This window comes from Pseudomonas sp. DTU_2021_1001937_2_SI_NGA_ILE_001, assembly GCF_032463525.1.
Classification (GTDB): domain Bacteria; phylum Pseudomonadota; class Gammaproteobacteria; order Pseudomonadales; family Pseudomonadaceae; genus Aquipseudomonas.
The window spans coordinates 2,759,087-2,783,485 of the sequence record NZ_CP135971.1 but is presented as its reverse complement, the minus strand read 5'-3'; the positions used below and the strand labels follow the sequence as shown (position 1 = coordinate 2,783,485).

The 24,399-nt window shown below is 57.6% G+C and carries 16 protein-coding genes, 1 other RNA gene and 1 pseudogene; 4 read left to right on the top strand and 14 right to left on the bottom strand.

Translation table 11 applies throughout. The features are described 5' to 3' along the window. Window position 1 precedes the first annotated feature (1 nt). Genes RRX38_RS11935 through RRX38_RS11920 form a run of 4 tightly spaced genes read left to right on the top strand, consistent with a single transcriptional unit; the run spans window position 2 to window position 7,267 of the window. Window positions 2–2,455 (top strand): class I SAM-dependent DNA methyltransferase, encoded by a 2,454-nt coding sequence (locus RRX38_RS11935; RefSeq protein ID WP_315962610.1) that lies wholly within the window; start codon window positions 2–4, stop codon window positions 2,453–2,455. After that, window positions 2,452–4,377, top strand: a complete 1,926-nt coding sequence (locus RRX38_RS11930; RefSeq protein WP_315962609.1) for a restriction endonuclease subunit S — start codon at window positions 2,452–2,454, stop codon at window positions 4,375–4,377. The genes RRX38_RS11935 and RRX38_RS11930 overlap by 4 nt, the downstream gene beginning before the upstream one ends. Further along, complete coding sequence (locus RRX38_RS11925; RefSeq protein WP_315962608.1) at window positions 4,377–6,167, top strand: AAA family ATPase; 1,791 nt, start codon at window positions 4,377–4,379, stop codon at window positions 6,165–6,167. The genes RRX38_RS11930 and RRX38_RS11925 overlap by 1 nt, the downstream gene beginning before the upstream one ends. Before the next feature lie 2 nt (window positions 6,168–6,169). Next, window positions 6,170–7,267: a hypothetical protein gene (locus tag RRX38_RS11920; RefSeq protein ID WP_315962607.1), complete on the top strand. Its 1,098-nt coding sequence runs from the start codon at window positions 6,170–6,172 to the stop codon at window positions 7,265–7,267. An 87-nt stretch (window positions 7,268–7,354) separates the two neighbouring features. Here the strand turns inward: RRX38_RS11920 and RRX38_RS11915 are convergent, their stop codons facing one another. The 14 genes and pseudogenes from RRX38_RS11915 to RRX38_RS11850 all read right to left on the bottom strand — a co-directional run bounded on the left by RRX38_RS11915 (window position 7,355) and on the right by RRX38_RS11850 (window position 24,205). Then, window positions 7,355–7,573: a hypothetical protein gene (locus RRX38_RS11915; RefSeq protein WP_315962606.1), complete on the bottom strand. Its 219-nt coding sequence runs from the start codon at window positions 7,571–7,573 to the stop codon at window positions 7,355–7,357. Between the two features lie 111 nt (window positions 7,574–7,684). After that, entirely contained in the window at window positions 7,685–9,229 is a 1,545-nt protein-coding gene (tnpC, locus tag RRX38_RS11910; RefSeq protein WP_315962605.1) for an IS66 family transposase, read from the bottom strand. A gap of 18 nt (window positions 9,230–9,247) precedes the next feature. After that, window positions 9,248–9,655, bottom strand: a complete 408-nt coding sequence (tnpB, locus tag RRX38_RS11905; protein WP_315962604.1) for an IS66 family insertion sequence element accessory protein TnpB — start codon at window positions 9,653–9,655, stop codon at window positions 9,248–9,250. A 46-nt stretch (window positions 9,656–9,701) separates the two neighbouring features. Then, window positions 9,702–11,579, bottom strand: coding sequence for an NACHT domain-containing protein (locus RRX38_RS11900; RefSeq protein ID WP_315962603.1), 1,878 nt, complete (start codon window positions 11,577–11,579; stop codon window positions 9,702–9,704). A 177-nt stretch (window positions 11,580–11,756) separates the two neighbouring features. After that, a pseudogene (locus RRX38_RS11895) lies at window positions 11,757–12,868 on the bottom strand (IS3 family transposase). A 130-nt stretch (window positions 12,869–12,998) separates the two neighbouring features. Further along, a complete protein-coding gene (locus RRX38_RS11890) occupies window positions 12,999–13,895 on the bottom strand; it encodes a hypothetical protein (RefSeq protein WP_315962602.1) in 897 nt (298 codons plus the stop codon). Continuing rightward, a complete protein-coding gene (locus RRX38_RS11885) occupies window positions 13,895–14,635 on the bottom strand; it encodes a DUF3944 domain-containing protein (RefSeq protein WP_315962601.1) in 741 nt (246 codons plus the stop codon). The genes RRX38_RS11890 and RRX38_RS11885 overlap by 1 nt, the downstream gene beginning before the upstream one ends. A gap of 1,062 nt (window positions 14,636–15,697) precedes the next feature. Continuing rightward, window positions 15,698–16,089: a transfer-messenger RNA gene (gene ssrA / locus RRX38_RS11880) on the bottom strand. Window positions 16,090–16,173: 84 nt separating this feature from the next. After that, window positions 16,174–16,458 (bottom strand): hypothetical protein, encoded by a 285-nt coding sequence (locus RRX38_RS11875; protein ID WP_315962600.1) that lies wholly within the window; start codon window positions 16,456–16,458, stop codon window positions 16,174–16,176. A gap of 236 nt (window positions 16,459–16,694) precedes the next feature. Further along, the gene (locus RRX38_RS11870) at window positions 16,695–19,505 is read right to left on the bottom strand and encodes an FAD-binding and (Fe-S)-binding domain-containing protein (protein WP_315962599.1); all 2,811 of its coding nucleotides are present in this window, start codon (window positions 19,503–19,505) and stop codon (window positions 16,695–16,697) included. Next, window positions 19,502–20,173 carry a lactate utilization protein C gene (locus tag RRX38_RS11865; protein WP_295475258.1) on the bottom strand — a complete coding sequence of 224 codons (672 nt, stop codon included), beginning with the start codon at window positions 20,171–20,173 and terminating at the stop codon, window positions 19,502–19,504. Before RRX38_RS11865 ends, RRX38_RS11870 begins: the two co-directional genes overlap by 4 nt. Then, window positions 20,170–21,630 (bottom strand): LutB/LldF family L-lactate oxidation iron-sulfur protein, encoded by a 1,461-nt coding sequence (locus tag RRX38_RS11860; protein WP_315962598.1) that lies wholly within the window; start codon window positions 21,628–21,630, stop codon window positions 20,170–20,172. The genes RRX38_RS11865 and RRX38_RS11860 overlap by 4 nt, the downstream gene beginning before the upstream one ends. Further along, window positions 21,627–22,448, bottom strand: a complete 822-nt coding sequence (locus tag RRX38_RS11855) for a (Fe-S)-binding protein (protein WP_315962597.1) — start codon at window positions 22,446–22,448, stop codon at window positions 21,627–21,629. Before RRX38_RS11855 ends, RRX38_RS11860 begins: the two co-directional genes overlap by 4 nt. A gap of 71 nt (window positions 22,449–22,519) precedes the next feature. Beyond that, window positions 22,520–24,205 (bottom strand): lactate permease LctP family transporter, encoded by a 1,686-nt coding sequence (locus RRX38_RS11850; RefSeq protein WP_315962596.1) that lies wholly within the window; start codon window positions 24,203–24,205, stop codon window positions 22,520–22,522. Window positions 24,206–24,399: the final 194 nt, after the last annotated feature.

Sequence of the window (24,399 nt, the reverse complement as noted above, 5' to 3'; positions counted from 1 at the left end):
AATGCTTGCCCCTCATATCAAGAAAAAAGTCGACGAACTCTGGAACCGCTTCTGGGCTGCCGGCCTCACCAACCCCTTGGTGGCAGTCGAGCAGATCACCTATCTACTCTTTCTAAAGCGACTGGAAGACATAGATTTCAAGCGTCTACAGCGTGGTTTTCGGTCAATTTATACTGGTTTTGAAGGTTGTAAGTGGAGCTACATCCGCCATGAAAAAACCAATCCGAGTCACCTAATCGACATAGTTTTTCCATGGCTCCGCGAGCTCGAAAAGCATTTCAGCAACATTAGCGCTGACGGCACTGAGCTGGCCAGCTTGAATAACCGCATGGCCGATGCATACTTTCAGCTCGATCCTAACAAAGGCAAGGTGTTGTCGGATGCTATTGACGCTATCGACCAACTCTTCGCGCGTGCTGGTGAGGGTTCTGCTGCCCAAGACATCATGGGCGATACCTTTGAGTACCTGCTCAGCGAAGTCGCTACGGCGGGTAAGAACGGCCAGTTCCGCACCCCGCGCCATCTGATCCGATTCATGGTGGAGTTGCTCGATCCTGAACCAGGTCAGCGGGTCATCGATCCGGCTGCCGGAACGGGAGGCTTCCTGTTCAGCACTCAGCAGCACCTGATGCGAAAATTCTCTGCACAGGAAAACTTGGTATTGGAATGGGACGGCACCCCACACCGCACCGATGGTGCTGCCGCCACACCTGAGCAATATACCGCCATCCACAACGGTTCAAACTTTGTCGGCCTAGACAATGACCGAACCATGGCTCGAATCGGCTGGATGAACTTGGTGCTGCACGATGTGACCGATCCGCACTTGCTACAGGGCGACTCTCTTAGCAAGCGCGAGGGTAAAGTGCAGCTCAAGCAACTGCTTGAATCGGAAACCTACGACTTCGTGCTGGCCAACCCGCCTTTTACCGGCACTGTAGACAGCGGTGACCTAGAGCCCGATTCCCTGCTGTTTCCGCGAGTGGGTGGGGGTGGCAAAAAGAAAAACGAATCCATCACTAACAAGAGTGAGCTGTTGTTCTTGTGGCTGATGCTCGATTTGCTCCGTGTTGGTGGGCGTTGTGCGGTGATCATTCCTGAGGGGGTTTTGTTCGGTAACACCGAGGCTCATGTGCGGCTGCGTCGTGAACTGCTCTCCGAGCATGTGGTGGAAGGCGTTATTTCCCTTCCCGGTGGTGTATTCCAGCCATACACGGGAGTCAAGACCTCAATTCTAATTTTCCGCAAAGAAACTCGACGCGAAGACAAGCATACATTTACCGGTGCCATCACCCCACGTACTGAGCACGTTTGGTTCTACGAAGTGGAGAAAGACGGCTACTCTGACAATGCCAAACGCAATCCGCTGCCGGGACAGCAGAACGACCTCTGGGATGCTCTAGAAAAATTCAAAGCCTGGTGTGCAGGTGGTCGCGAGGGGGCACTTCTCAACGAGAAAACCTTATTGCAGCCAAATTTTTGGCCTGAGCGTTGGCGGCAAGCGCTGTTGCGCGACACGGCCGAAAATCTGACACCTGCCGGCGCGGCGTTTACCGCGTTGCCTGACACCAGCATGTGGGACGGGCAAATTTGGGGCATGCATGAACTGTTCCCAGACCTGCCTGCCAACCCGAAAGAGGCCGAGGAAAAAGTACGTGCGGCCACAGCCGGTATTTTACTTGAGTTAGCGATTCAAGCTTTTGTGCCAGCGGCACAGAAAGCCTGGGACGCCACTTTTAGTGCGCGCTTGAACAACAAAACTACCGATGCTGAGCTACTTGAAGCATGGAAGAAAGCTGCCAGGCCAGCAGAGGCAGAATTCAAGAGGTTAGCCCGAGAAAAGGAAGTCTTTTTCGAAAGAGAGGAATCCCCGGCGCTGCCAGTTTGGAGGGACCTGATAAAAACAGCACTCGCTGACGCACAATCTCGTACGTTTGTACTGGGTATTCTGCAGGATAACCAGCCGCCAAAAGCCATGACGGCGTACGACATCGAGCAGGCACTGACCGAAACTGCCCGTGAAATTGCCAAGCTCGAAGGCTTCGATGTAACGCTACGAAGCTTGACAATTGATCACACTAGGGAACTTAAAGCCGCCAAGCATTGGGTGGTGCCGGTGCGCGACTGGGCGCGTAACGACGAATGGCAGAGTGAAGATGGCCAGCTCAAAGGCTCACACGACACCGACGGCTTGGTGCGCCCGGTTTATGTGCATGCCATGCTGGCTGATGGCCTGTATGACGACAAAGGCATACTTAAGGATGGTTTGCTCGACCCCGACTGTATCGAAGCGCGTGAATGGAACCTATCCGCCGGGCAGTACAAACCGTTTGACTTCGCCCAACTCAAAAGCGACAAGAGCGTGGCCGAGCTGATCGGCTCGCTCAAAGACACCGAGCAGGACATGATTAGAGGTTTGGATAAGCTGCTCGCTATGGTGGAGAGTCGGGGATGAGGTTACCGGGAACTTGGGTTGAGGTTCGGCTTGGTGACGTGCTTTCACGCGTAGATACCAAAATTGACCCGCAGGCATCTCAGGCGAGCAGTCACTTTTATGTTGGTCTCGAGCACATTGAATCTCACACCGGTAGGCTTCTCCGGGAGGCGGAGGATCTCACCGAAAGCAGTGATATCCTTAGTATTAAAACAGCCTTCAATACAGGTGACATTCTTTATGGGAAGTTACGCCCAAATTTGAACAAGGTTCATTTAGCGCTTCAAGATGGTATCTGCAGTACCGATATCTGGGCGCTGAGAGCGTCTGAGGCCGTTCTTCCTGACTTCGCTCTTCGCTATCTGCGGTCTCCAGCAATTTATGTACGTGCCGCGCAAGTGGCTGTAGGTGCCAATCTTCCTCGTCTTTCGGCGGATGCCTTCGATCGCCTTCCAATGCCACTTCCCACACTTCCCGAACAACAACGGATTGTTGATGTGTTACGGCAGGTGGAGGAGGTAGCGAACGCAAAACGGTCGATCAGTGAGCAGATTGATCAGTTAGTCAGGACAGCTTATTGGGAACACTTTGGTGCTTGGTATGCCGCTGATGGCCTGATCGATCCTGTTCGGATTAGCGACTACATTGCAGATTCGCAGTACGGCGTTTCTGAAGCCATGGAAGGGCATGGCACGCACGCAGTACTACGCATGAACAGCATCACAACGAGCGGTTGGTTGGATTTGTCTGACTTGAAATACGCCAGCTTGTCCCAAAAAGATATTGACTCAACTGAGTTGCACGATGGCGACCTGTTGTTCAACCGTACAAATTCCAAAGAGCTGGTTGGCAAGTGCGCCATTTGGCGCCCAGTAACAGGTTCATTTAGTTTTGCGTCGTACCTCGTGCGTCTGCGTCTTAAGCAGGAGATGTTGCCTGAGTACTTATGGGCAACATTGAACAGCGCTTACGGTAAATATCGGCTTTTGAATTCAGCCAAACAGGCGGTTAGCATGGCGAATGTCAGTCCGACTGACCTGGGGCGCCTCACTGTTCCACTTCCTCCTCGGCCACTGCAAGAGAAGTTTGCTACGTTTGTGCGGGCGCTTGAGGAGCTGCGAACTCGGATGATTAGCAAGCTGCCAGTATTTGCAGAACTACAAGAAGTAGCTAACCAGCAAGCTTTGATTGGTGACTTGACCGCGCAATGGCGAAAGCATCACGCCAGCGAAATCACCGAGGCAGTTCGCGTTCGCGATGCATTGCTGCGTAAGCGAGGCACCAAGATCATCAATGCAAGCGCCAAGAGAGCGATTGGCGTTACGGCGCAAGCAGATGCAACGCTACCAATCGCTCGCCACTGGCTATTGAACGAGCTTAGCGAGTTCCAGCGTCAGGTTTTAGCGGCCTTTATTGAGTATTGTCAGCAAAGTGGCCAGCCCTTGTTGGTCGAAGATCCCGAGGAGTTCTCCCGCTTCTGCGACGATGATGTCGTGATGGGTTATTTGAATAACTTTGGTGAAACGCTAGGTAACCGTGTCCGCCGCTCGCTCAGTCAGTTGGCAGCGCAGGGTTTGATTGCCAAAGTCACCTTACCAAAACAAGATCCGGAGAGTGGCGAGCGCGACTATCTCAAAGCTTTCCGCCCATTACGGGCTGAGGAGTACACCCGCATGGGCGATGTTCGGGCACTGCGCAAGGTACTGTCAGCCGGAACTGATCAGCAGTACTACTTCTTTGAAGTTCAGTTGGACTACGAAACCTCCGAGAAATCGAGCGCTGGTGGGATGTTTCAGGTTGTTTCGCTTGAGGATGATCAAGGCAAGGATTTCGCGCACCTTATTGATCAAGGTCAGCATTACGCTTCGCTCGACGAACTCCGGGCGGATCTAGCACGATCTCTTGAGGTTGATGTAGAGCAAATCGAGCTGGAGGCTGTGTAATGCGTTTGCGCTATCTGCATCTAAAAAACTATCCGCCGGTTGCTGACATCAAAGTGTGCTTTGCCAGTGGTTCTCCGCTGGGGCGTGCATGCGCCATCCGATTTGTGGTTGGCGTGAATGGCAGCGGCAAGTCGAACCTGTTACGCGCGGTGGCCGAGGTGTTTCTGGCACTGGCTGATCTGCGGGTGCCGGCGTTCCCGGTAAGCTTGATTTACGAGCTTGGCGTGCGCGGATCGCCCAGTCATCGCACTTTGCTGTTGCATTGCCCAGGCAACCGTCATTTAGCTAGTCTCTGGCTGCACGAGCGTTTTGCCTTTGATGATCAAAATGGTCAGGAGGTGTTTGAAACCTGTATAGAGCATCTGAATCTCAAGGGGGCACCCGCAGTGCCGGGCTTCTCCGCATTAATTGCACCTGGAAGCTGGCCGCTACGCGACAGTACGCCGCCGCAGATTGCGTTGCCGTCGGCAGTTCTAGCCTACACCACTGGGGACCTTCGCCCCTGGCGTTCAGTGTGGAGTCGCAATCAGCGCGCGGAAGGCCTACTGGAAACGGGCGACGATGCCCAAAGCGACGAGCGGCCTGCTGGGTGGAGTGCGGCACAGGAAGAAGCTTTGCAAGCTAGCCGACAAAGCAGCGCGGAAACATCCAGGTCCAGATTTAGCTCCAATGCTGATAGCGATCAATTTCGTCGCCCCGTGCTACTGGATCCCACACTGCTGAAGTGCGCACTCTTGGCCGTAGCCTTGCCTAAGGTCTTTGTTGAGACTACAGGCTACCCACTGAGCGCTGAGGCTAACTCAGAAATCGCCACACTGCGTCAGAGCGACAACAACAAGAATGCATTGCAAGATCTGCTGAGGCGCGGAGGCTGTCATCACCTGGTTTCCGTGGCCTTCCGCTCTCGGCTACAAACAGACCAGTGGGATCAGAAAGTCTGCGAAACCGCCCACGATTGGTGGTTATGCGCCAGCGAGGTGATCGCGGAACCCCACCCGATAGACACTCGTCGCACGCTATTTTTTGATCTCAACGGTCCATTCGATGCTCTGGGATCGTCATTCGTGTCTTCTGCCCGTGTTGAGTTACAAACCTGCCGCAGTCAGGGAGAAGCCTTGTGGGCACTGCTAGGCGGTGCGGCGGATGCCAGTGCTTTTGATATATTCACCCGCTTGCTGGAGCTCAATCAAACGGGCTTGTTTGATGATGTGCTACTGCGCTTGCGCCGTGCGCCGGTGCCAGTCAGTGGCGGTGAGCTCAGCACAGAGGACATTGGCGTTCTGCGATATGAAGAGCTTTCGGATGGTGAGCAAATGGTGCTGGGCCGCATGGCCTTATTCCACTTATTGCAAGGACAACAAGACGCTTTGTTGCTGCTCGATGAACCAGAGACTCACTTCAATGACAAATGGAAGCGCGAGATCGTCGACATCATCGACGACGCCATTGGTCACACAACCAACGATGTGTTGATTTCAACCCACTCCGCCATCGTGCTCTCGGATGTGTTCAGCAACGAGATCGTGATGGTGGAGAAATCTGCGCAAGGCTCAATCGCACGCACTGTGATCGAGCCCACTTTTGCCACCGACCCCAGCGCGCTGATGATGACGGTTTTCCGCGCCGATGACAGTATAGGTAAACGCGCTCAGGAGTTCATTGAAGGCAAGCTGCGGCAAGCCACAGGTACACCAGCCGAAATTGCTGACCTTGAGCGCCTGATCGACCAGATGGGATCGGGCTTCTATCGCAGCGAATTGCGTACCCTGCTAAACACTTGGCGAGGTTAGGAATGCTTAAGCCTATCTCGCAACCACTTTGCTGCGGCGCGCTCAGTGCTTGTCTCGAATTGCAGATGCATCTACTCAGATGGTTGTGTGATCCGACGACAGCCGATGCTGATGTAACCCAAATCAATCTTACGCCACCTCTTGTTGCAACGCAGATTGAAGCGGATTGGCTGTGGCGCTTCCTATATGGTCGTAAGCAGACTCGTCTCAACCAGGCAAAGCTCATCGCGGGAATGTTGCCCGGCGAAAAGAATGCTCTGCTCGCCTGGAGTAATTCGGTTGTCGCAGTTGCTGATCAGTTTCATTCGGTACATTCAGCCTGGCCTACTGCATTGCCGGAAATTTCAACTGCAGCATGGGCTGCGTTTAAAAGTCTAATGACAGCCTTCTATGAGCGAGGTTTACAGAGCGGATTACCCTATAAGCCTGATGGCACACCGGTGGCGACTGGCGGTGTGTGCTACGCGGACTATGTGAAAGCGTTTCGCGATGCTCACCGTTTGAATCCCGACCCGAATGCCCGCGAGGTATGCGTACTTTGCGGTGGCCCATTAGGCCAGACACCGGAAGTCGATCACTGGATCGCAAAGAGCGCCTATCCCTTGCTCAGTGTCTGTGCCGAAAACTTGCTACCGATCTGTGGCGAATGCAATTCCACAGCGAACAAGGGCGAGAAAGATGTGCACAGTGCGGGCAGCTTCGCCGATTGGTTTCACCCTTATTTGCGTCCGGGCAATGGCGCCGTGCAACTGGACTACGTGTTGCCCGAATTCTCCGTGCGGTGCTCTGCCACCACCCCTGCTGATCAGCCCAAGGCAGCCAAACTGGACGCACTACTCAACCTGTCCAGCCGATGGACAAAGGAGTTCAAGGCGGAGTACGCCAATCGACAGGATGTGCTGCGCAGGCGCGAAAGGCAGCGCATACAACAAGCCCAGGGACGTCACACTCAGCTTGAAATTCAGGTCTACGTGCAGCAATGGCAGATTGACCTTGCCGCCAGTGAGCCTCATCACGAAGTATATCGAGCGCTGGCTGCGGCTTTGCAGGAACCAACGCGGTTAGCTTCTTGGCACTCTGAGTTGGCACTAGTCACTTAATTACAGTACATGATGCTAATCGGTTCCCACTGGAAAAGCTTTCCTTGCCGTGAGCCGATCGTCACCATGATGCTTTTGAGGGAGTGGTTAGCACCAATGCAGTTCACCGAAATCGCCGTAATCCGACAGCCTGCCGCACAAGGTATTGGTATGCCAGGCTTCGGAGACACACTCGCTGATCTCTTTCATACTGTCTGCCAGAGAAGTACGGCGGAAGAAAGGCAGCAATAGCGCGTGCAAATCGTCGAACGCTTGTTTACGTGCTTGGTAGCGCTTGGCGATGAGGGTGGCTTCTCGTGCTTTCATACGGCCTCACTGGCATTGGATGGGCGGTCGAAAGGCGCAGGACGCCGACGGCCTGCGAGCTTGTCGGTATGCGATCCATAAACCCCATCTGCCAAACGATGGGTTAACGGTTTACCGTGGCATTTCTGGCGAGCAGTTCCACGGCAGCAAGGCTTCGTAGTCGGCTACCGACGAAGCGTGCGGCAGCCGCTCCAGTACGTGGCGCAGCCACGTATAAGGCTCCTGGCCGTTGACCTTGGCGGTCTCGACCAGGCTGTAGATCTTCGCGCTGGCATTCGCGCCATTGACGGTGTCGCTGAACAGCCAGGCCTTGCGCCCGATGACAAACGGCTTGATCGCTCTTTCGGCCGCATTGTTGTCGATGGGCAAGTAACCCGCTTCGACATAGCGTCCCAGCCGACTCCAGTTATTTGCCAGATAATGCACTGCCTTACCCAACGCACTCTGTGCTGTCACCTGAGGCAGGGTTTTATCCAGCCAGCTTTTCAGTTGGGCCAGGATCGGCAGGCTCTGTTCCTGACGACCGATAAACCGTTGTTCATCGCTGACGTCCTTGAGCTCGCGTTCGATGCCGTATAGCTTGTTGAGCATCGTCAGCGCGACATCGGCCCTTCCGGTTTTACCCTTGGGCTGCACTTTTTGCGCATCCACGAACTTGCGTCGTGCATGGGCCATGCACGCCAGACGCTCCACACCTGGCTGCAACGCCAACGCGTTATAGCCGGCGTAATCGTCGGTCATGACATAACCGCGATAACTTTCCAGCAAGCGCAACGGCACTTCCTGCGCACGGCTGGACGTGTAATCAAATAGCACGACTTTTCGATCCGGTGGACCGCTGGCTTGCACCCACATCCAAGATTGACTGGTCGGGTCTCGATCCGGCTCTTTCAACACCTGGACGCGGGTTTCATCGCAGTGGATGACCGGACTTTCCAGCAGTCGGTCACGCATCAAATTGATCAGCGGCTGGAAGTGTTCGCTGCACTGGATAATCCAGCGAGCCAGCGTTTGCCGAGGGATATCGATACCGTGGCGACTCAGCACACTTTCAAACCGATGCAGCGGCAAACCGTCGACATACTTGGTGGTGAGCAGCATGGCCAATACGCTCGGGCTGGCCATGCTCTTTTCGATCTGTTGCGCAGGTTTGTCAGCCGTCACGGGGGCTGCTTCGCAGCCCCGGCAACCGTAGACCTTGCGGATATGTTTGATGACGCGGATCTGCATCGGCACGATGTCCAGTTGCTCGCTGGTCTCTTCGCCGATGGCGTGTCTGCGGCAACCGCACGCACAGGTCAGTTCGTGTTCGGGCAGTTCATGAATGACTTCGATACGCGGCAGATCGGCCGACAACGGCTTGCGTTTGCCACGGCGAGGTGTCGGTGCAACAACTTCTTCATCAGCGTCACCAACTGAAGGCATCGGCTCGCTTTCAGGCTCATTGAGCAAGGCCAGTTGCGGCGTATTGGGCTCAACGGTTTGCTCGGACTTGCGCCCAAACAGACGGTCGCGCAACAGCTTGATCTGTTCTTTCAGGTCGACGATGTGGGTCTGATAAGCCTGGGCCGATTCCTCCTGTCGAGTGAGCGCCTCAAGCAGCAGTTGCTTGAGCAAGACAGGATCATCAGGAAGGTCATCGGGCAGAGAAATCATGGCTCGGATTATACCGGGTCATGCCACGTAGCGCGGGGTCAAAACTTGATGAGGGCGGTTGCGCCAAAGATCAAAACCGTCGAGCAACCAATTCAGTTCCTGAACGCTGAGGACAATCGCCTCGTCCGTGGCATCGGGCGATGTTTTGAACCGCTCGGACTCCAGGCGCTTGAGCCAAAGGCAAAAGCCGTTGCGCTCCCAATACAAGATCTTCACTCGATTGCGGGGCTTATTGAGGAAGACGAACAGTACGGGGTCAAACACCGCCACCTTGATATCCAACTCGACCAGCGCGGCCAGGCCGTCGATGGATTTTCGGAAGTCCACGGGCTTGGGATAGAGATAGACTTTTTCGACTTTGGCGTCGGGTCGCATCATGGCGGGGCTGGCTCCGGAGGGAATCGGGAGCACAGCATCGGAGATCATCTGGCCGCTTTGAATGTGGGGTTTGTGGAGCGGTTAAGTAATTACCTCAAATTCCTAGCAGGCTCTCCAATTGTTCAATACGGTTGGCGTGCTTTTTCTTCAAGGCGGCAAGCACATTTATGATTTCTTGTAAATAGCTCGTCGAAAACGTCCCTATCCCATTGGCTACGCTTATCATTACCGGCGAGCGATGAGTCAAGTCTTTAGTTTCCAATCGAGTCGTACTTCCATAGACTCCGTATTCTGTGATCAGGTTATCTCTGTAGGCTTTGTATTCTTCATTGGAAGAGAAGATAAAGTTACCGCAACTGCGTACTGCTAAGTGTGCGACATCCATTTCCGTCGCTTCATTAGAATTCAGGGTTGCTGTTATGTCATCTGGTTCTAAATTAAGATATTTATAGTTGAATTTGAATAGTCTTGTTGTATGAGTAACTCCGGCTTTTTTCTTAACTCCGACTGTGCTGAGAAGTTTCTCCAGTTTGGGGATGATTAATGTCCTTTCTATAAGATCCGGATTGAGCTCGTAAAGGATGTCTATTACCATGTCAGAGCGCATTCTTTTCCAGAACCGTTCCAGAAGTTTTTCTTGAATCTCTGGAGGTGCAACGGATATATGGAGCGCAACGAAATACTCCTGAAATGACCTGTGCGAATAAGTTATGTCAAGACCATCTTCCATTAGTAAGCATGCCGCGCTCAATAGATCGGATAGGTACTCTTCTGAAGTGAAGCTATGTCGAGTAGCTTGCTTGCTTTTCTCAATATAGGCTAAGCAATTGCTTCTACTCATTCTAAATTCACTGCGGTCGTAGGTTTGCAGTGAAAAAACTGAAAACACTCTAGCGAAGTCTTGTATGTCTAGCGTAGTAAGTCTGTCCCGGCTGTAGCCACCTTTATAAGCATCATGACGGAGAAACAGTGCTTCATACGCTTGATTGTAGAATATACTTAGTTTTGATGGTATCTCTGAGTATTCACCGTATGTGAGTAGCATTATCGAAAGAAGAAGGGGGTTGGATAAAAAAGACTCGTGTTTGACAAACAAGCTCTGCTCTAGATCAAGAGTAAATTTGTTTTTTATTTCTTCATCGAATGGGAGTTTTTTGACAAGACTCTTCGCAGAGTCTAAATCTAGCGGTAGTACGTGGTAGACAGAAAATTCCTCTATGCCGCTGAATATGTCATCTGGTCGTGATGATATGATGACTGGGCATTTAGGATATTTCAATATCAGACGTTTTATTTCTCGAATAAGCTGCGGTCTTCTTTTGTGATTGACTTCGTCATACCCATCAAAGAAGAAGCAAAAGTTACCGGCTTTCTTCGATTTTTCTATGTATTCGCCTTGGGTATTAAATCCGAAATTTTCCAGTGTTTCCTTAATTGCGTTGTCTAGGCTTGATTCGTTAATATTTAGGTCGCGTAACTCTATCAAAATCGGAACGTAATCACCTTTCGATATACAGTCCAAAAATAGATGCTTTATAAGGATGGTTTTTCCGCTGCCCCCTGACCCGGAGATCACAATCTTTTTGTTGCTGTCTAAACAATTTTCCGTGTCGGGCTCTGATATGAATTTTGAATTGCAAAAAATCCCTATTGGCACGTAGTAGTCATATAAATCAGTTGGTTGGTTTCTGATAAAAAAAGATTTCGATTTTGAAAATTTAACAGCTGTATTTGTTAAGTAGTCGGTGTACGCTGTTTTCAACCTGATCTGAATTGTCTCGTCAGCAAATGTGTAGGTTGCTTTGGCTGTTTCCACAATTTTCCCAAAGTTTTTTGCCACAAAAGCCGCAATTGTCGCACTCGTAATCATTGGCCCGTCCCTAGAGTTGGCAGATATCACATCTTGAGGCGTACCCAGCCCAATCAAGCTCGGGTATGGCTTAAGGCTATCATTATGATGGGTGTCGCGCATATCTTCCTAGCCCTCATTCGCGAGTTGCTTTTCGTGCGAGCTTACGAGCATCGCTGGAATTCCAGCGATGCTCCGCCCTTGAGCCTGTCTGAGGGGCGGCAGTCGGCATCCACCTCCCGTAAACGGGTTCTACCCCATTTCCACGGACGGTTTGAAAAGAGCTGAAAACTTCTGCTCTTACGGGGCAACTCTACGACGCATTCGTGGGTTGTGAGACCGCTCGATGTAGTCGAATAGATCCGCCCAAGGCTCATCACGAGTTCGATACGACTGATGGACAACGCGCTCCCGTTTGAGCTGACTGAAGAAGCCTTCACAGGCAGCGGTGTCGCCGCAGTGCCCGAAGGCACTCATGCTACAAATCCGCGTGTTGCGATTCAGAAAGCGCAGGTAGTCGGCGTTGGTGAATCCGCCTTGGATGTCGCGATCCGAATGCTGGATCACTGACCAGTCACCCTGGCGCTGCCAGATCGCCATCTCCACCGCTCGAATCACCATCTGCCGATCCTGGCGGTGGTGCATCGATCAACCGATCACCAACTTGCTGTACAAATCGCGCACCACGCATAGAAAGAGTTTGCCTTCCTGGGTGGCGATTTCCGTGATGTCCGTGACCCACTTGCGCTATGGTTCCTGCACGGTGAAGTCGCGCTCCAGCAGGTTTTTCACGCCTGTTGGACGGCTGCTGGCGACTCTTCCAAAGCCACGCCGCTTCCGGCATGGCCAGCCTTGAATTCGTTCAGCCGCTATCGGGCGGGCAACTCGGTTCAGGCTGACGGCTTCGCCCTCATCGAGCAAATCCTCGTGCATTCGTGGCGCTCCGATTACACCGCGGCTGTCCTCGTGAATCTCCCGAATGCGCTTCACCAAGCGCGCATTCTCCTGAGCTCGCGGGCTTGGTTCACGATCCTGCCAGGCGTAATAGCTGCTAGCGGAAACCTTCAGACAACGGCACATCAATCGTACCGGGTAGTCTTTACGGCAGCGCTGGATCACCGTGCACCGCTCGATAACTCCTTGGCAAAGTACGCTGCCGCGTCTCTTAAAAAATCACGCTCCTTGGTTACTCGGGCTAACTCGCGCTTGAGGCGGGCAAGCTCCTCATCTAGCGGGCTTCCCGTACCAGGAAAGGCTTTTTCAGTGTCTGGTTGTGCCTCCCGTACCCAGCGTGTGAGCAGGTTAGGAGCAACACCAATCTCCAGGGCTACCTGTCGACAGCTCGCTCCTGAACGACGAACTAGCTCAACGGCTTCCCGCTTGAACTCTGGGCGGTATTTTTTGCGCTTCATGAACACTCCTTCCGCTCGGTGTGAGCTTACTCGAAAGTGTCCGTGTTAATGGGGTAGAACCCGGCGGCCGCCGGCTCGGTTTGACGAGCACCGAGCGAGAACTCCTTTTCGACTGTGCTGGCTAGTCAGCTCATGCAGCCTCGAGCGCTGCCATACGGCCGTAGGGCAACGTTAGCAGTAGCTGATTCTCTTGCGATTGAATCAGGTGGCGGGCCTTGTCTTCGATGCGCTGCAGGACCACGGTTTTGTCACCAATGTTACCTCGTACCAGTTCACGATGTTGGGCATTGAGAAATGCCTTATATTGTTGCATTGCGCCCTGATAGCGTTCTGCGCCTTCTTCCAGTATCAGTTGGGCGAGCATCGGTTTGCTAACGCGGGCAGCCAGTAAATATTCCGTATGGATGCCGAGCGGCATGATCTCCAGCATCATGTGCGCAAAATTCACCACCAGCTCGTAGTGCTTGCTGCTCAACTCGTTGCTGTTCTGCGCCAATGCCAGAATGTTATCGATGAAGGACATCGCATGATTGCGCTTGGCTGCGGCTGATGCCAGCAAGGGGAAGGCCATCTCCTTGATTTCGCTAGCCAGACTGCGGTCCTTTAGCAAGGTGCGGGCTACTTCGATACTACCGATGTAGTCGGTGACCTTATCCATGTAATAGACGATGTTTTGGGTATGCAACTCTTTGGCGATTTCGTCGACGGTGTTCTGGATCTTGTCGAGTTTTGCCGCCAGGTATTTAGTTTGGATAATCAGCGCACCGAGAATCACGCAGGTGGACGCAGCGGTAGCCATCACGGTGGTCATCTGCGCGGCCTTGAGTGCTTCTTCGGCGGACTTGAATACCGTTTCCTTGAACGGCAGATGCTGGATAACACCCGTCTTACCACTGCCCGCCGCATAATAAGCCACGCCGTCATGAATGACTGCCTTGCCTGCTGCCAGCGCATCGATAAGGGCCTTCGAAAAAGCCGCCTCGTCGAGCACCCAGATTTTTCCCAGAAGTTCTGCTGCTGCCTGCATTAGAAGTGATCCTCTTTTTCATACTGCCGCCGCATGAACGCGATTTGAATGACAGCCGGGATAGTGACCCGGTACGCCGTACCGCTGAGCAGAGGAACGGTGACGGCAATCGCTGCCAAGGGCCCGGCTATGGCCGCTACTGCGCGCCCACCTACCAGAGCTGCAGCGCCACCCAGGGTTACCCCGACTGCATTGCTGAATGAAGCAGTAGCGCCCCTGGCAAGCCAAGATGACCACTGCAATGAGCCCAGGCCACCTGCACGAATTGCATTGAGGATCGCGACCAGCGGCACCGCCCCGAGCGAGCTGTTCAGGTTCATTTCTTCGGCTGTGCTACGCTGCTGGTCTTGCGACATTTGTTCCCAGCTCTTTGCCACCAACTTCTCGATAAGCTGGTTTTCGATATCGTAGGCGCTGGCTTTGCTGTCGTATTTCACATCGGTCTTGTCGCAGACGTCGCAGAGCATTTCCTTGTAAAGCACACCCTGACGGCGGAACAGGTTGACGATTGAGTCTCCAGCGAAATGTTGTAGCTCACCAGCAACCAGTTGCCAGCAGCGACGCCATTGATCTGGCTGGCCCTGCAGCTTTTTGAATTGCGGATCATCAGCGATTTCGCTTGCCCTGCGCTTTCCTCCGTCCTTGTCGAACATGAGATAGGCCGCCAGGTTGCGGATATCGTCTTCCCGGCAATATTGTAGAAAGGCCAGGTCATCATCCGCGCGGTAGCTAATTCCCATTCTGAAGTTCCTACGGTTGTGTGTAGCGGTTGTCTGTATGGGCCGGGATTGTTCGGGTAGCCTCGCTAGCTCTGAGAGCTCGCAATTGTTGCATCCGGCTTCATTCATTCTGACGAACGTGTCCCAACTAATGGCCCGGCGATGATGCAGTTCGTATTGCCGATCAACGCGGCAGGCGTCTGGCCGCTAGTCATAGATGTGGCAACCGGCGTCGTGTTCATTCAGGTGCCGGCAGACTCCGTCGCCGCGGTCCATGGCGGCGGTGTCAGCAAGCAGATGCACGCGTCGACAGCATTCCATACAGTGGCTGCAGGGAAAGGGTAGGCGACTGTCAAGCATACTGACTCATTGTGGCCTGGCACTAGGCCCCAGGCGGCAATGCGGGGCTTGCTCGGGAGGGTATTGTCGCGCTGGCTAACAAACAGCTGATACTCCGCCTCCAGCACCTCGAATCGTTTGGTTCGGTCCATCAGTCAGCGTCTCCTATCGCATCGCTATTGCTGCAGTGCTTCTGCCCACTGGCAAGCTATGGGGGCTGGATATAATGTCATACAGCCATTAAGTATGCAGTGGAACTTTTTGCTTAAGCGACTGTTAGCAGGGCTGGGTCATCTTTGTGGTAGTTACGGCTCAGGGCAACGTACTGGCTTAAGGAAACGCTCCTCCAGCATTCGTCTGTGGTAGGTATTTGGATGGAGGTCGTGCCGGTTCGGTCCGAGCTGTGGCTTTGTGCAGCGCCAAGATAACGGCGCGTTACGCTGCTACCGCCCCCAAGACTAGGTGACTGTCGCCCACTCACTGGCCAACTGACACCTAGTAGAGTGAGGGGGGGGGGGGAATCCCATTTCAGCCGTCATATCCCTATCCCGACATTCACTTACCTTGGTGCTGGCAATATGCTGCGACCATAGGGGCAAGTCTATACCTAGGGGCACCATTGGAAGCCTGGAGGAAGGGACGAAGGCCGTCATAAAGCTGGCATTCCGCAGCCAAAACAGCCCCCAAAAGGCACAAAAAAAGCACTTGCGCATAACGTTAAGTGCTTGATTTGTAACGCTTGTTTGGTGGAGCCGGGGGGATTTGAACCCCCGTCCGCCAGTACTCCGCTGTCGGTCCTACATGCTTAGCCGTGTCTATTGAGTTAACCCTCAGCGACCCGACGGGCAGGGTGCTTTGGGCGAGTTGCGTAAGTTTTAGTCACGTCGGCCGCAACGTCCTAGGTGACGATCCTGTTCTGTATGACAATCGGTTCGGGTTTACAGGCATCCCCTAGCGATTGCTGGAGCCGAAGCTACCAGAAGAGCTAGTCGCGCCGCTTACGCAGCGAGAGCGTAGCCCTCGTAGTTTTCGTCATTGGCAACTATAGAAAGTTGCAACAGTGGATTTACGACTTCTGTTACCAAGTCGGCATGCACCTAGAGTTTCGTCACCGGCGTCGAATCCTGATCGGCCCCGTGACTACCTGTAGGCAGTCAGTGGGGCGCAGTGTACGCCAATCGGCGCGACACGTCGACCCACTGCCTGGTGCTGTTCGGCAGTTATTTGGCGCCTTCGCTGCCCGAGCCCATTTTCTTCAGGCTGGCGATGGCCTTGGAGGTCAGCTCGATGCACTGTTTCTCGTCGCCTTTGGCCTTGGCCGCCATGCCGTCGGCTTCCACCTTTTTCAGCATTTCCTGGGTTTCAGGGCTGAGGTTGGTGTTGGTCGAAACCTGGGCATCCTTGATGGCCTGCAGGTTGCTGTCGCACAGATCATCAGCGGCGAACACCGGCGACGCGAGGAGTGCAGCGCTGAGGAACAGTCCTGTAAAAGCGGTACGTTTCATGTCGTTTCTCCTTGAACCTGTGGACTCGGTATGGCCGGTCGTGAGGCCGCTACCCGAGGTGTCAGGTAGTGCGTACTGCACCCCTGAAAGGGAGCCCGCATTCGTGCGGGCTTACTGGATGGACTGCGCCGCTTGGCGAGGGTTCTATTTATTTTCCTAAGCGTAATAAAAAGTCGAAAAGTGCCTAACGCGCACGAAAAAGGGGCAAAGATGCCCCTTTGGTTGAAGTGTGCGGTTCAGTGCGCGCGCGGCTGGGTGACCCTGTCTACGAGGTAGACGAGGCTGTGGTAGTCGATGCCCGAGTGATGGCTCAGGCCGATTTCACAGGTGCGGCTGGTGGACAAGCCTTCGCTGCAATGCTGCACGGCTTCCTTGAGTGGGCGCAGGGCGTGGGCGTTGAGTTCCGGGGTGGTGAAGCCCTTGTCGCCGGCGAAGCCGCAGCAGTGAATGCCTTCGGGTACTACCACATTGACGCTGCACAGCCGCGCCAGTTCGATCAGCGCCTGGCTTTCGCCGAGGTGCTGGGTACTGCAGGTCACGTGCACCGCCACCGGCGCCTGTTGCGGGGTGAACACCAGTTTGTCGAGCAGGTGGGTGCGGATGAAGCGCACCGGGTCGTAGAGGTCCAGGCGTATGTCCTTGAGGTCCTGCACCAGGCGCAGGGTGCAGGGGCTGGTGTCGCAGTAGATCGGGTCGAGGCCACCACGGCTGGCGCGCAGCAGGGCATTGATCAGTTCGTTGCGTTTCTCTTCGGCTTCGCGGGCGTAGCCCTTGGAGGCAAAGGGTTGGCCGCAGCACAGGCTGTCGGCGTCGTCGGGGAATACCACCTGGTAGCCGGCCTTTTCCAGCAGGCTGCGGGTCTTGTCCAGCAACGAGGTCTGTTCGCGGTCGCTGGCCGCTGGGCCCATGACCCGCGACACGCAGGCAGCGAGATACACCACTCGCGGACGTGAGTCCTGGGCCGGGCTGTTCAAGCGAATCGCCTCGGTGGCCTTGGGCAGGGCGGGGGTCCATTGCGGTACGCGGCCGGCCGTGGCCTGGTGCAAGCGCGCGGTGAGGCGCGTCAGGCGCGGGGCGCCGAGCAGGCGGCGGGCGCCGTCGGCGGCCCACAGGGTGAAGCGCGCGCCGCGCAGGGCGGTGTGGAAGTGCTGGGCCAGCCAGCCGGCGGTCTTGTCGTGGCGGGCCTGGGTGCCGCGCAGTTGCTTGACCAACTCGCCGGTGTTGATGCCCACCGGGCAGCGCTGCGCACATAGGCCGGTGGCGGCGCAGGTGTCGATGCCCTGATACTGGTAGTCGCGCTCAAGGGCTTGGGTGTCTTCGCCGTTGCGCCGCCGTGCCTGGATGTCGCGCCAGATGACGATGCGCTGGCGCGGGCTGAGGGTCAGGCCCTTGGAGGGGCACACCGGCTCGCAGAAGCCGCACTCGATGCACTTGTCGACGATGGCGTCGGCGGCGGGCAGCGGCTTGAGGTTCTTCAGGTGAATCTGCGGGTCGTCGCTGAGGATCACGTCCGGGTTGAGGATGCCCTTGGGGTCGAGCAGGCGTTTGAGTTGCCACATCAACTGGTAGGCGTCGTGGCCCCATTCCTTTTCGACGAAGGGCGCCATGTTGCGCCCGGTGCCGTGCTCGGCCTTCAGCGAACCGCCGAATTCCACCGCCACCAGCTCGGCGACGTCGTCCATGAACGCCTGGTAGCGCGCCACCTCTTCGTGGCTGTTGAAGCCCTGGGTGAAGACGAAGTGCAGGTTGCCCTCCAGGGCGTGGCCGAAGAGGATGGCTTCGTCGTAATGGTGCTTGTCGAACAGCGCGATGAGCCGGCGCACGCCGACGGCCAGTTGCTCCACCGGGAAGGTGACGTCTTCGATGATCACCGTGGTGCCGGTTTGCCGTACGGCGCCGACGGCGGGGAAGGTGTCTTTGCGAATTGCCCAGAGGCGGGCGTTTTCCACTGGGTCTTCGGTGAAGTCGACCTGTTTTTCCACCGGGAAGGCGGCCAGCGCGGCCATGATCTGCGCCAGTTGTTCGTGCAGCAGGCTGTGGCTGGCGGCGCGGGCTTCGATGAGCAGGGCGCAGGCGTTGTCTGAAAGTTCACGCACGAAGGTCGGCATGCCGGGTTTGTTCTGCACCGAGCGCAGGCTGCGGCGGTCGAGCAGCTCCACGGCTGCCACCGGTTGCTGTTTGAGCACGGTGACGGCGTTGCAGCAGGTTTCCACGTCGGGGAACACGATCAGCGCCGAGGCCTTGTGCGGGTGGTCGGGCACGGTGTGGTAGGTCACCGCGCTGATGAAGCCCAAGGTGCCTTCGCTGCCGACCAGCAGGTGGCTGAGGATGTCCAGCGGCTCGTCGAAGTCGACCAGGGCATTGAGTGACAGGCCGGTGGTGTTCTTCAGCCGGTACTTGTGGCGAATGCGCGCGGCCAGTTCAGTATTGGCGCGGGTTTCCCGGCCCAGGCGGGCGAGTTCGGCGAGCAGTTCGGCGTGGCTGGCGCGAAAGGCCGCCACGCTGGCCGGGTCTTCGGTGTCCAGGCGCGTGCCATCGGCCAGCACCAGGCGCAGGCCGGCCAGGGTGTGGTAGGTGTTCTGCGCGGTGCCGCAGCACATGCCGCTGGCGTTGTTGGCGACGATGCCGCCGATCTTGCAGGCGTTGATCGAGGCCGGGTCGGGGCCGATCTTGCGCCCGTAGGGGGCCAGCCAGGCGTTGGCCTGGGCGCCGATCACGCCGGGTTGCAGGCGTATCTGCGCGCCCTGGTCGCGAATTTCGCGGCCGTTCCAGTTGTCGCCCAGCACCAGCAGCACCGAGTCGCTGATGGCCTGGCCCGAGAGGCTGGTGCCAGCGGCGCGGAAGGTCACCGACACCTGGTGGGCCTGGGCCAGCTTGAGCAGGGCGACCACTTCGTCTTCGGACTCCACGCGAATCACCAGCTGAGGTACCAGCCGGTAGAAGCTGGCGTCGGTGCCGAAGGCCAGGGTCGACAGCGGGTCGTCGAAGCGCCGCTGTTCTGGAATGAGCAACTGCGCCTGGCGCAGAAAGGCGGCGGGCAGGGTCATGCGTCCTCCACAATCAGCACCACCAGGTCTTTCGGACCATGGGCGCCATAGGCCAGCACCTGTTCGATGTCGGCGGTCTTGGATGGCCCGGAGATCAGCAGCGCGTTGGTCGGCATGCTGCTGGCCCAATGCTGTTCGCGCTGCACCTGGTAGAGGTTATCGCGAATCTGGCTGGCCTTGAGCAGGGCGAAGTGTACTGGTGGCACCAGGCTCATCAGTCTTGGCTCTTCGCGGGTGGGCCAGAGAATCAGGCTGCCGGTGGCGGCGATGGCGCCGAGGGTGGAGGTGAAGCTGGCGGCGACATCGTCGAACAGCTCCTTCTTCCACGCTTCGATGGGGCGCTCGTAGGTTTTCAGTGGCGGCAGGCCGGGTTGCTGCGCCCACTGCGCCTGCACGCGCTGGCCGGCGGGCGTGCCGGGGGCGATCAGCAGGTTGGCCAGTTGGCGCTCGTGCACCAGCTCGGCCAGGCGCTGTGGCCAGGTCTGTTCGCTGCACAGGTGAGTTTCCGTGTGCACGGCTTCCATCAGCTGGCGCAGGCGCGCCACGCGTTGCTCCGGGGGGTAGGTCCAGGGCTCGGTCACCAGCGCTTCATTGAACTGATCGGCGATGGGCCGGGTGCCTTCCAGGCTGCGGCGCAGCTTGCCGAGAATGTTGTGCTTGGCGCTCATCGGGCGCTCTCCTTGTGGCGGGCCTGGTGTTCGCGGGCCAGTTCGTGCAGCGAGCGGGCGGCGGGCCTGGGCTTGCTGTGGTGTTGCGTCCACGGGCCGATATCGCCGGGCAGCAGGCCGCGCAGGCGCGTGGCGAAGAAGCCGAACACGCGGTACAGCGCGGGCGAGGTGTTGAGCAGGCGCCAGGCGTTCCAGATGAACCGTTCCTTGCGCGAATACTTGCGGCCCTGGTCGCGCATCACCGGGTTAGGGCTGTCCGGGGCCTTGACGTTCTCTTCCCGCAGGCGGCGCAGCAGGGCGGGAATGGGGATCTTCACCGGGCACACTTCGCCGCAGGCACCGCACAGTGACGAGGCGCTGGGGTGGTCCGGCACGCGAGCCAGGCCGGCCATGTGCGGGGTGATGATCTTGCCGATCGGGCCGGGGTAGACCTCGCCGTAGGTGTGCCCGCCCACCCGGGTGTACACCGGGCAGTGGTTCATGCACGCGCCGCAGCGAATGCAGTTGAGGCTCTGGCGCAGCTCGCTGTCGGCGAAGGCCTGGCTGCGACCGTTGTCCAGCAGCACCAGGTGCACTTCCTGTGGGCCGTCCAGCTCGTGGGCCTTGCGCGGGCCGGAGATCATGTTCACGTAGGTGGTGATCGGAATGCCCAGCGACGAGCGGGTCAGCAGCGACAGCAGCGGCACGGTGTCGCGCAGGTTTTCCACCACCTTCTCGATGCCGGTCACGGCGATGTGTACCGGCGGCACGCTGGTGACCATGCGACCGTTGCCTTCGTTTTCCACCAGCAGCAGGGTGCCGGTTTCTGCCACGGCGAAGTTGACCCCGGAAACGCCGATGTCGGCCTCGAAGAACTTCTGCCGTAGCACGCGGCGGCCGGTCTGGATCAACTGGTCGACGTCGGTGGTGAAGTCGACGCCGAGGGTGTCGTGGAACAGCTGGCCGACCTGGGTGGCGTTCTTGTGGATGGCCGGCATGATGATGTGCGAGGGCTTTTCATGGTCCATCTGCACGATGTACTCGCCCATGTCGGCTTCCAGGCATTCGATGCCACGCTCGCCGAGGAAATGGTTCATTTCCATTTCCTCGCTGACCATCGACTTGCCCTTGATCAACTGACGCGCGCCATGCTGTTCAACGATGGACAGCACGATGGCGTTGGCTTCTTCGACCGTTTCGGCCCAGTGCACCTTCACGCCATTGCGGATCAGGTTGCTTTCCAGCTGTTCCAGCAGTTCGGGCAGCTTGGAGAGGGCGCGTGCGCGGATGGCGTTGCCCAGTTCACGCAGGTCTTCGCGTTCGTCGGTGTCGCTGAAGGCTGCGGCGCGCTTGACCATCAGCGAGTCCATGGCGCGGCGGAAGTTGCCGCGCAGCTGCGAATCGCCCAGGGCGTGACGGGCGCGTTCGTGGAAGTCGGGTTCTATCTGCAGGGCGGGGATGCGTTGCGGCGCGTTCATGAGCGGCCTCCGCTGCGTTGCCACAGGAAACTGGCCAGGTGCTGGCCGCGCAGCGCAGCGCGCTGCTTTTCCAGGGCGCCGTTGATGTTCATCAGGCAGCCGCAGTCGGCGGTCAAAACCTGGTCGGCGCCGGATTCCTGCAGGGCGCGGGTCTTGTCGGCGACCATGGCGCCGGAAATGTCGGGCATGCGCACGCTGAAGGTGCCGCCGAAGCCGCAGCATTCGCTTTCGTGGTCGTGCTCCACGCGCTCGACGTTACCCAGCTGGGCCAGCAGCTCGCGGGCATGCAGGTGGGTGTTCATCTCGCGGCGTGCCGAGCAGGAGGTGTGCAGGGCGATGCGTGTCGGCTGGCCATGGTCGCTGAAGCGCACCTTGCACACGTGCAGCAGGAATTCGGTGAGTTCGAAGGTGCGTTCGGCCAGTGCGCGCACCTGTTCGAGCATCGCCGGTTCGTCCTTGAACAGCTCCGGGTAATGCTCGCGGAACATACCGGCGCAGGAGCCGGAGGGCACCACCACCGGGTCGGTGCCGGCGAACAGCCGCACCTGGGCACGCGCGACTTCGCGGGCCTGTTCGGTGTAGCCGCTGGTGTAGGCCGGCTGGCCGCAGCAGCTCTGGCCCTGTGGATAATTCACCTCGATGCCTTCGCGCTCCAGCAGGTGAATGGCGTCCATGCCGGCTTCGGGGAAGAACAGGTCGACCACGCAGGTGCCGAACAGGTACACGCGGCTCGGCTTGTGCTCGGGGTACTGCCGGGGCCGGTGGCGGGGGGCGACGCGGGTGGCCTTGGGGGAGGCGTTGTAGAAGAGTTCGCTCATCAGGTGTTTCTCCGGGTGGGCCCGGTTATCGAAAACTGGCGCCCGCCGGGGCCGGCGCCAGGGTGTGCGGCTCAATGCACCAGCATGCCGGTGAACCAGTACGCCTGGGCGTAGGTGATGAGGCCGACCAGGGTGGCGAAGAACAGGCTGTGCTTGAGGGTGAAGCGGAACAGGTCCGACTCCTTGCCGACCAGGCCGGTGGCGGCGCAGGCCACGGCGATGGATTGCGGCGAGATCATCTTGCCGGTGACGCCGCCGCTGGAGTTGGCCGCCACCATCAGCACGTCACTGACGCCGGTCTGGTGCGCGGTGGTGGCCTGCAGGGCGCCGAACAGGGCGTTGGCCGAGGTGTCCGAGCCGGTGAGGAACACGCCCAGCCAGCCGAGGAACGGCGAGAAGAACGGGAACGCCGCGCCGGTGCCGGCCAGTACCAGGGCCAGCGTGGAGGACATGCCCGAGTAGTTCATGACGAAGGCGAAGGCCAGCACCATGCCGATGGACACGATGGCCCAGCGCAACTCGATGAGGGTCTCCTTGAAGGTGGTCAGACCAATCTTCGCGCTGATGCGCAGTACGATCATCGAGACGATGGCCGAGAGCAGAATGGCGGTGCCCGACGCGGCGATCAGGTCCAGCTTGTACACCGCCGGCATGGCCGTGGCCTTGGCGACGATGGGGGTGCCCTTGATGACCATCTGGTCGAGGAACGGCACGGCGGTGTTGATGGTCCAGGCCTGCAGCGGCCCACCGGCGGCGAACAGTGCTTTGAACGGCTTGAGGGTCCAGACGGTGACCATGGCGGTGAGAATCAGGAACGGCGACCAGGCCTTGAAGATCTGCCCGGCACTGTAGGGCGATGGCGTGCGCGACGACATCGGAGCGCTGCCGCCACCGCCCAGCATGGCCGCGCCACCGCCGCTGATCACCACGTCGCTGGCACGCTGCGGCTGCCAGACCTTGAGGAACAGGGTCAGGGAAATGATGCTGACCAGCGCCGAGGTGATGTCCGGCAGCTCGGGGCCGATGAAGTTGGAGGTCAGGTACTGGGTGAGGGCGAAGCTGGCCCCGGCGACGAACGCGGCCGGCCAGGTTTCCCGCACACCGCGCACGCCGTCCATGATGAACATCAGCCAGAACGGCACGAAGATCGACAGCAGCGGCAGCTGGCGGCCGGTCATGGCGCCGATCTTGAACGCTTCGATCCCCGACACCTGGCCGGCGACGATGATCGGAATGCCCAGGGCGCCGAAGGCCACCGGTGCGGTGTTGGCGATCAGGCACAGGCCGGCAGCGTACAGCGGGTTCAGGCCCAGGCCGACCAGCAGCGCGGCGGTAATCGCCACCGGGGCGCCGAACCCGGCCGCGCCTTCCAGGAATGCGCCGAAGCAGAAGCCGATCAGCAGCACCTGCAGGCGCTGGTCGTCGGTGATGGTCAGTACCGAGCTGCGGATGATTTCGAACTGGCCGCTCTTGACCGTGAGTTTGTACAGGAACACCGCCGCGACGATGATCCAGGCGATGGGCCACAGACCGTAGGCGAATCCGTAACCGGCAGCGGCCAGGGCCATGTCCACCGGCATCTGGAAGGCGAAGATCGCCACCAGCACCGACAGCGCCAGGGTGATGCTGCCGGCGATATGCCCCTTGAGCCGGAACACCGCCAGCGCCAGGAAGAAGAACACGATGGGGATGAGTGCAGCGGCGGCGGAAAGGCCGAGGCTGCCCAGGGGGGTATAGAGTTGTTGCCAGGTCTGCATTGGGTTGGCCCCTAGTTGTTTTTGGTTAGGCCCGGTGTTCGGTGGCGCGGTTGCCTGGTTCGGCAGGCGGGTGCAGCGCCCTGTTCACCAGCTCAGGCCTCTCGGGTCGAGAGGTCCAGCAAGGGGAGGTTGGTCGATCTCCCTTTTATCTCTGGATAATTGGTAATACCAATTTACCGAGATTGTTGGCTAGG

Coding starts and splice junctions, on each gene's coding strand:
- RRX38_RS11935 (WP_315962610.1), top strand. CDS start 2: ATGCTTGCCCCTCATATCAAGAAAAAAGTCGACGAACTCTGGAACCGC.
- RRX38_RS11930 (WP_315962609.1), top strand. CDS start 2,452: ATGAGGTTACCGGGAACTTGGGTTGAGGTTCGGCTTGGTGACGTGCTT.
- RRX38_RS11925 (WP_315962608.1), top strand. CDS start 4,377: ATGCGTTTGCGCTATCTGCATCTAAAAAACTATCCGCCGGTTGCTGAC.
- RRX38_RS11920 (WP_315962607.1), top strand. CDS start 6,170: ATGCTTAAGCCTATCTCGCAACCACTTTGCTGCGGCGCGCTCAGTGCT.
- RRX38_RS11915 (WP_315962606.1), bottom strand. CDS start 7,573: ATGAAAGCACGAGAAGCCACCCTCATCGCCAAGCGCTACCAAGCACGT.
- tnpC (WP_315962605.1), bottom strand. CDS start 9,229: ATGATTTCTCTGCCCGATGACCTTCCTGATGATCCTGTCTTGCTCAAG.
- tnpB (WP_315962604.1), bottom strand. CDS start 9,655: ATGATCTCCGATGCTGTGCTCCCGATTCCCTCCGGAGCCAGCCCCGCC.
- RRX38_RS11900 (WP_315962603.1), bottom strand. CDS start 11,579: ATGCGCGACACCCATCATAATGATAGCCTTAAGCCATACCCGAGCTTG.
- RRX38_RS11890 (WP_315962602.1), bottom strand. CDS start 13,895: ATGCAGGCAGCAGCAGAACTTCTGGGAAAAATCTGGGTGCTCGACGAG.
- RRX38_RS11885 (WP_315962601.1), bottom strand. CDS start 14,635: ATGGGAATTAGCTACCGCGCGGATGATGACCTGGCCTTTCTACAATAT.
- RRX38_RS11875 (WP_315962600.1), bottom strand. CDS start 16,458: ATGAAACGTACCGCTTTTACAGGACTGTTCCTCAGCGCTGCACTCCTC.
- RRX38_RS11870 (WP_315962599.1), bottom strand. CDS start 19,505: ATGACCCTGCCCGCCGCCTTTCTGCGCCAGGCGCAGTTGCTCATTCCA.
- RRX38_RS11865 (WP_295475258.1), bottom strand. CDS start 20,173: ATGAGCGCCAAGCACAACATTCTCGGCAAGCTGCGCCGCAGCCTGGAA.
- RRX38_RS11860 (WP_315962598.1), bottom strand. CDS start 21,630: ATGAACGCGCCGCAACGCATCCCCGCCCTGCAGATAGAACCCGACTTC.
- RRX38_RS11855 (WP_315962597.1), bottom strand. CDS start 22,448: ATGAGCGAACTCTTCTACAACGCCTCCCCCAAGGCCACCCGCGTCGCC.
- RRX38_RS11850 (WP_315962596.1), bottom strand. CDS start 24,205: ATGCAGACCTGGCAACAACTCTATACCCCCCTGGGCAGCCTCGGCCTT.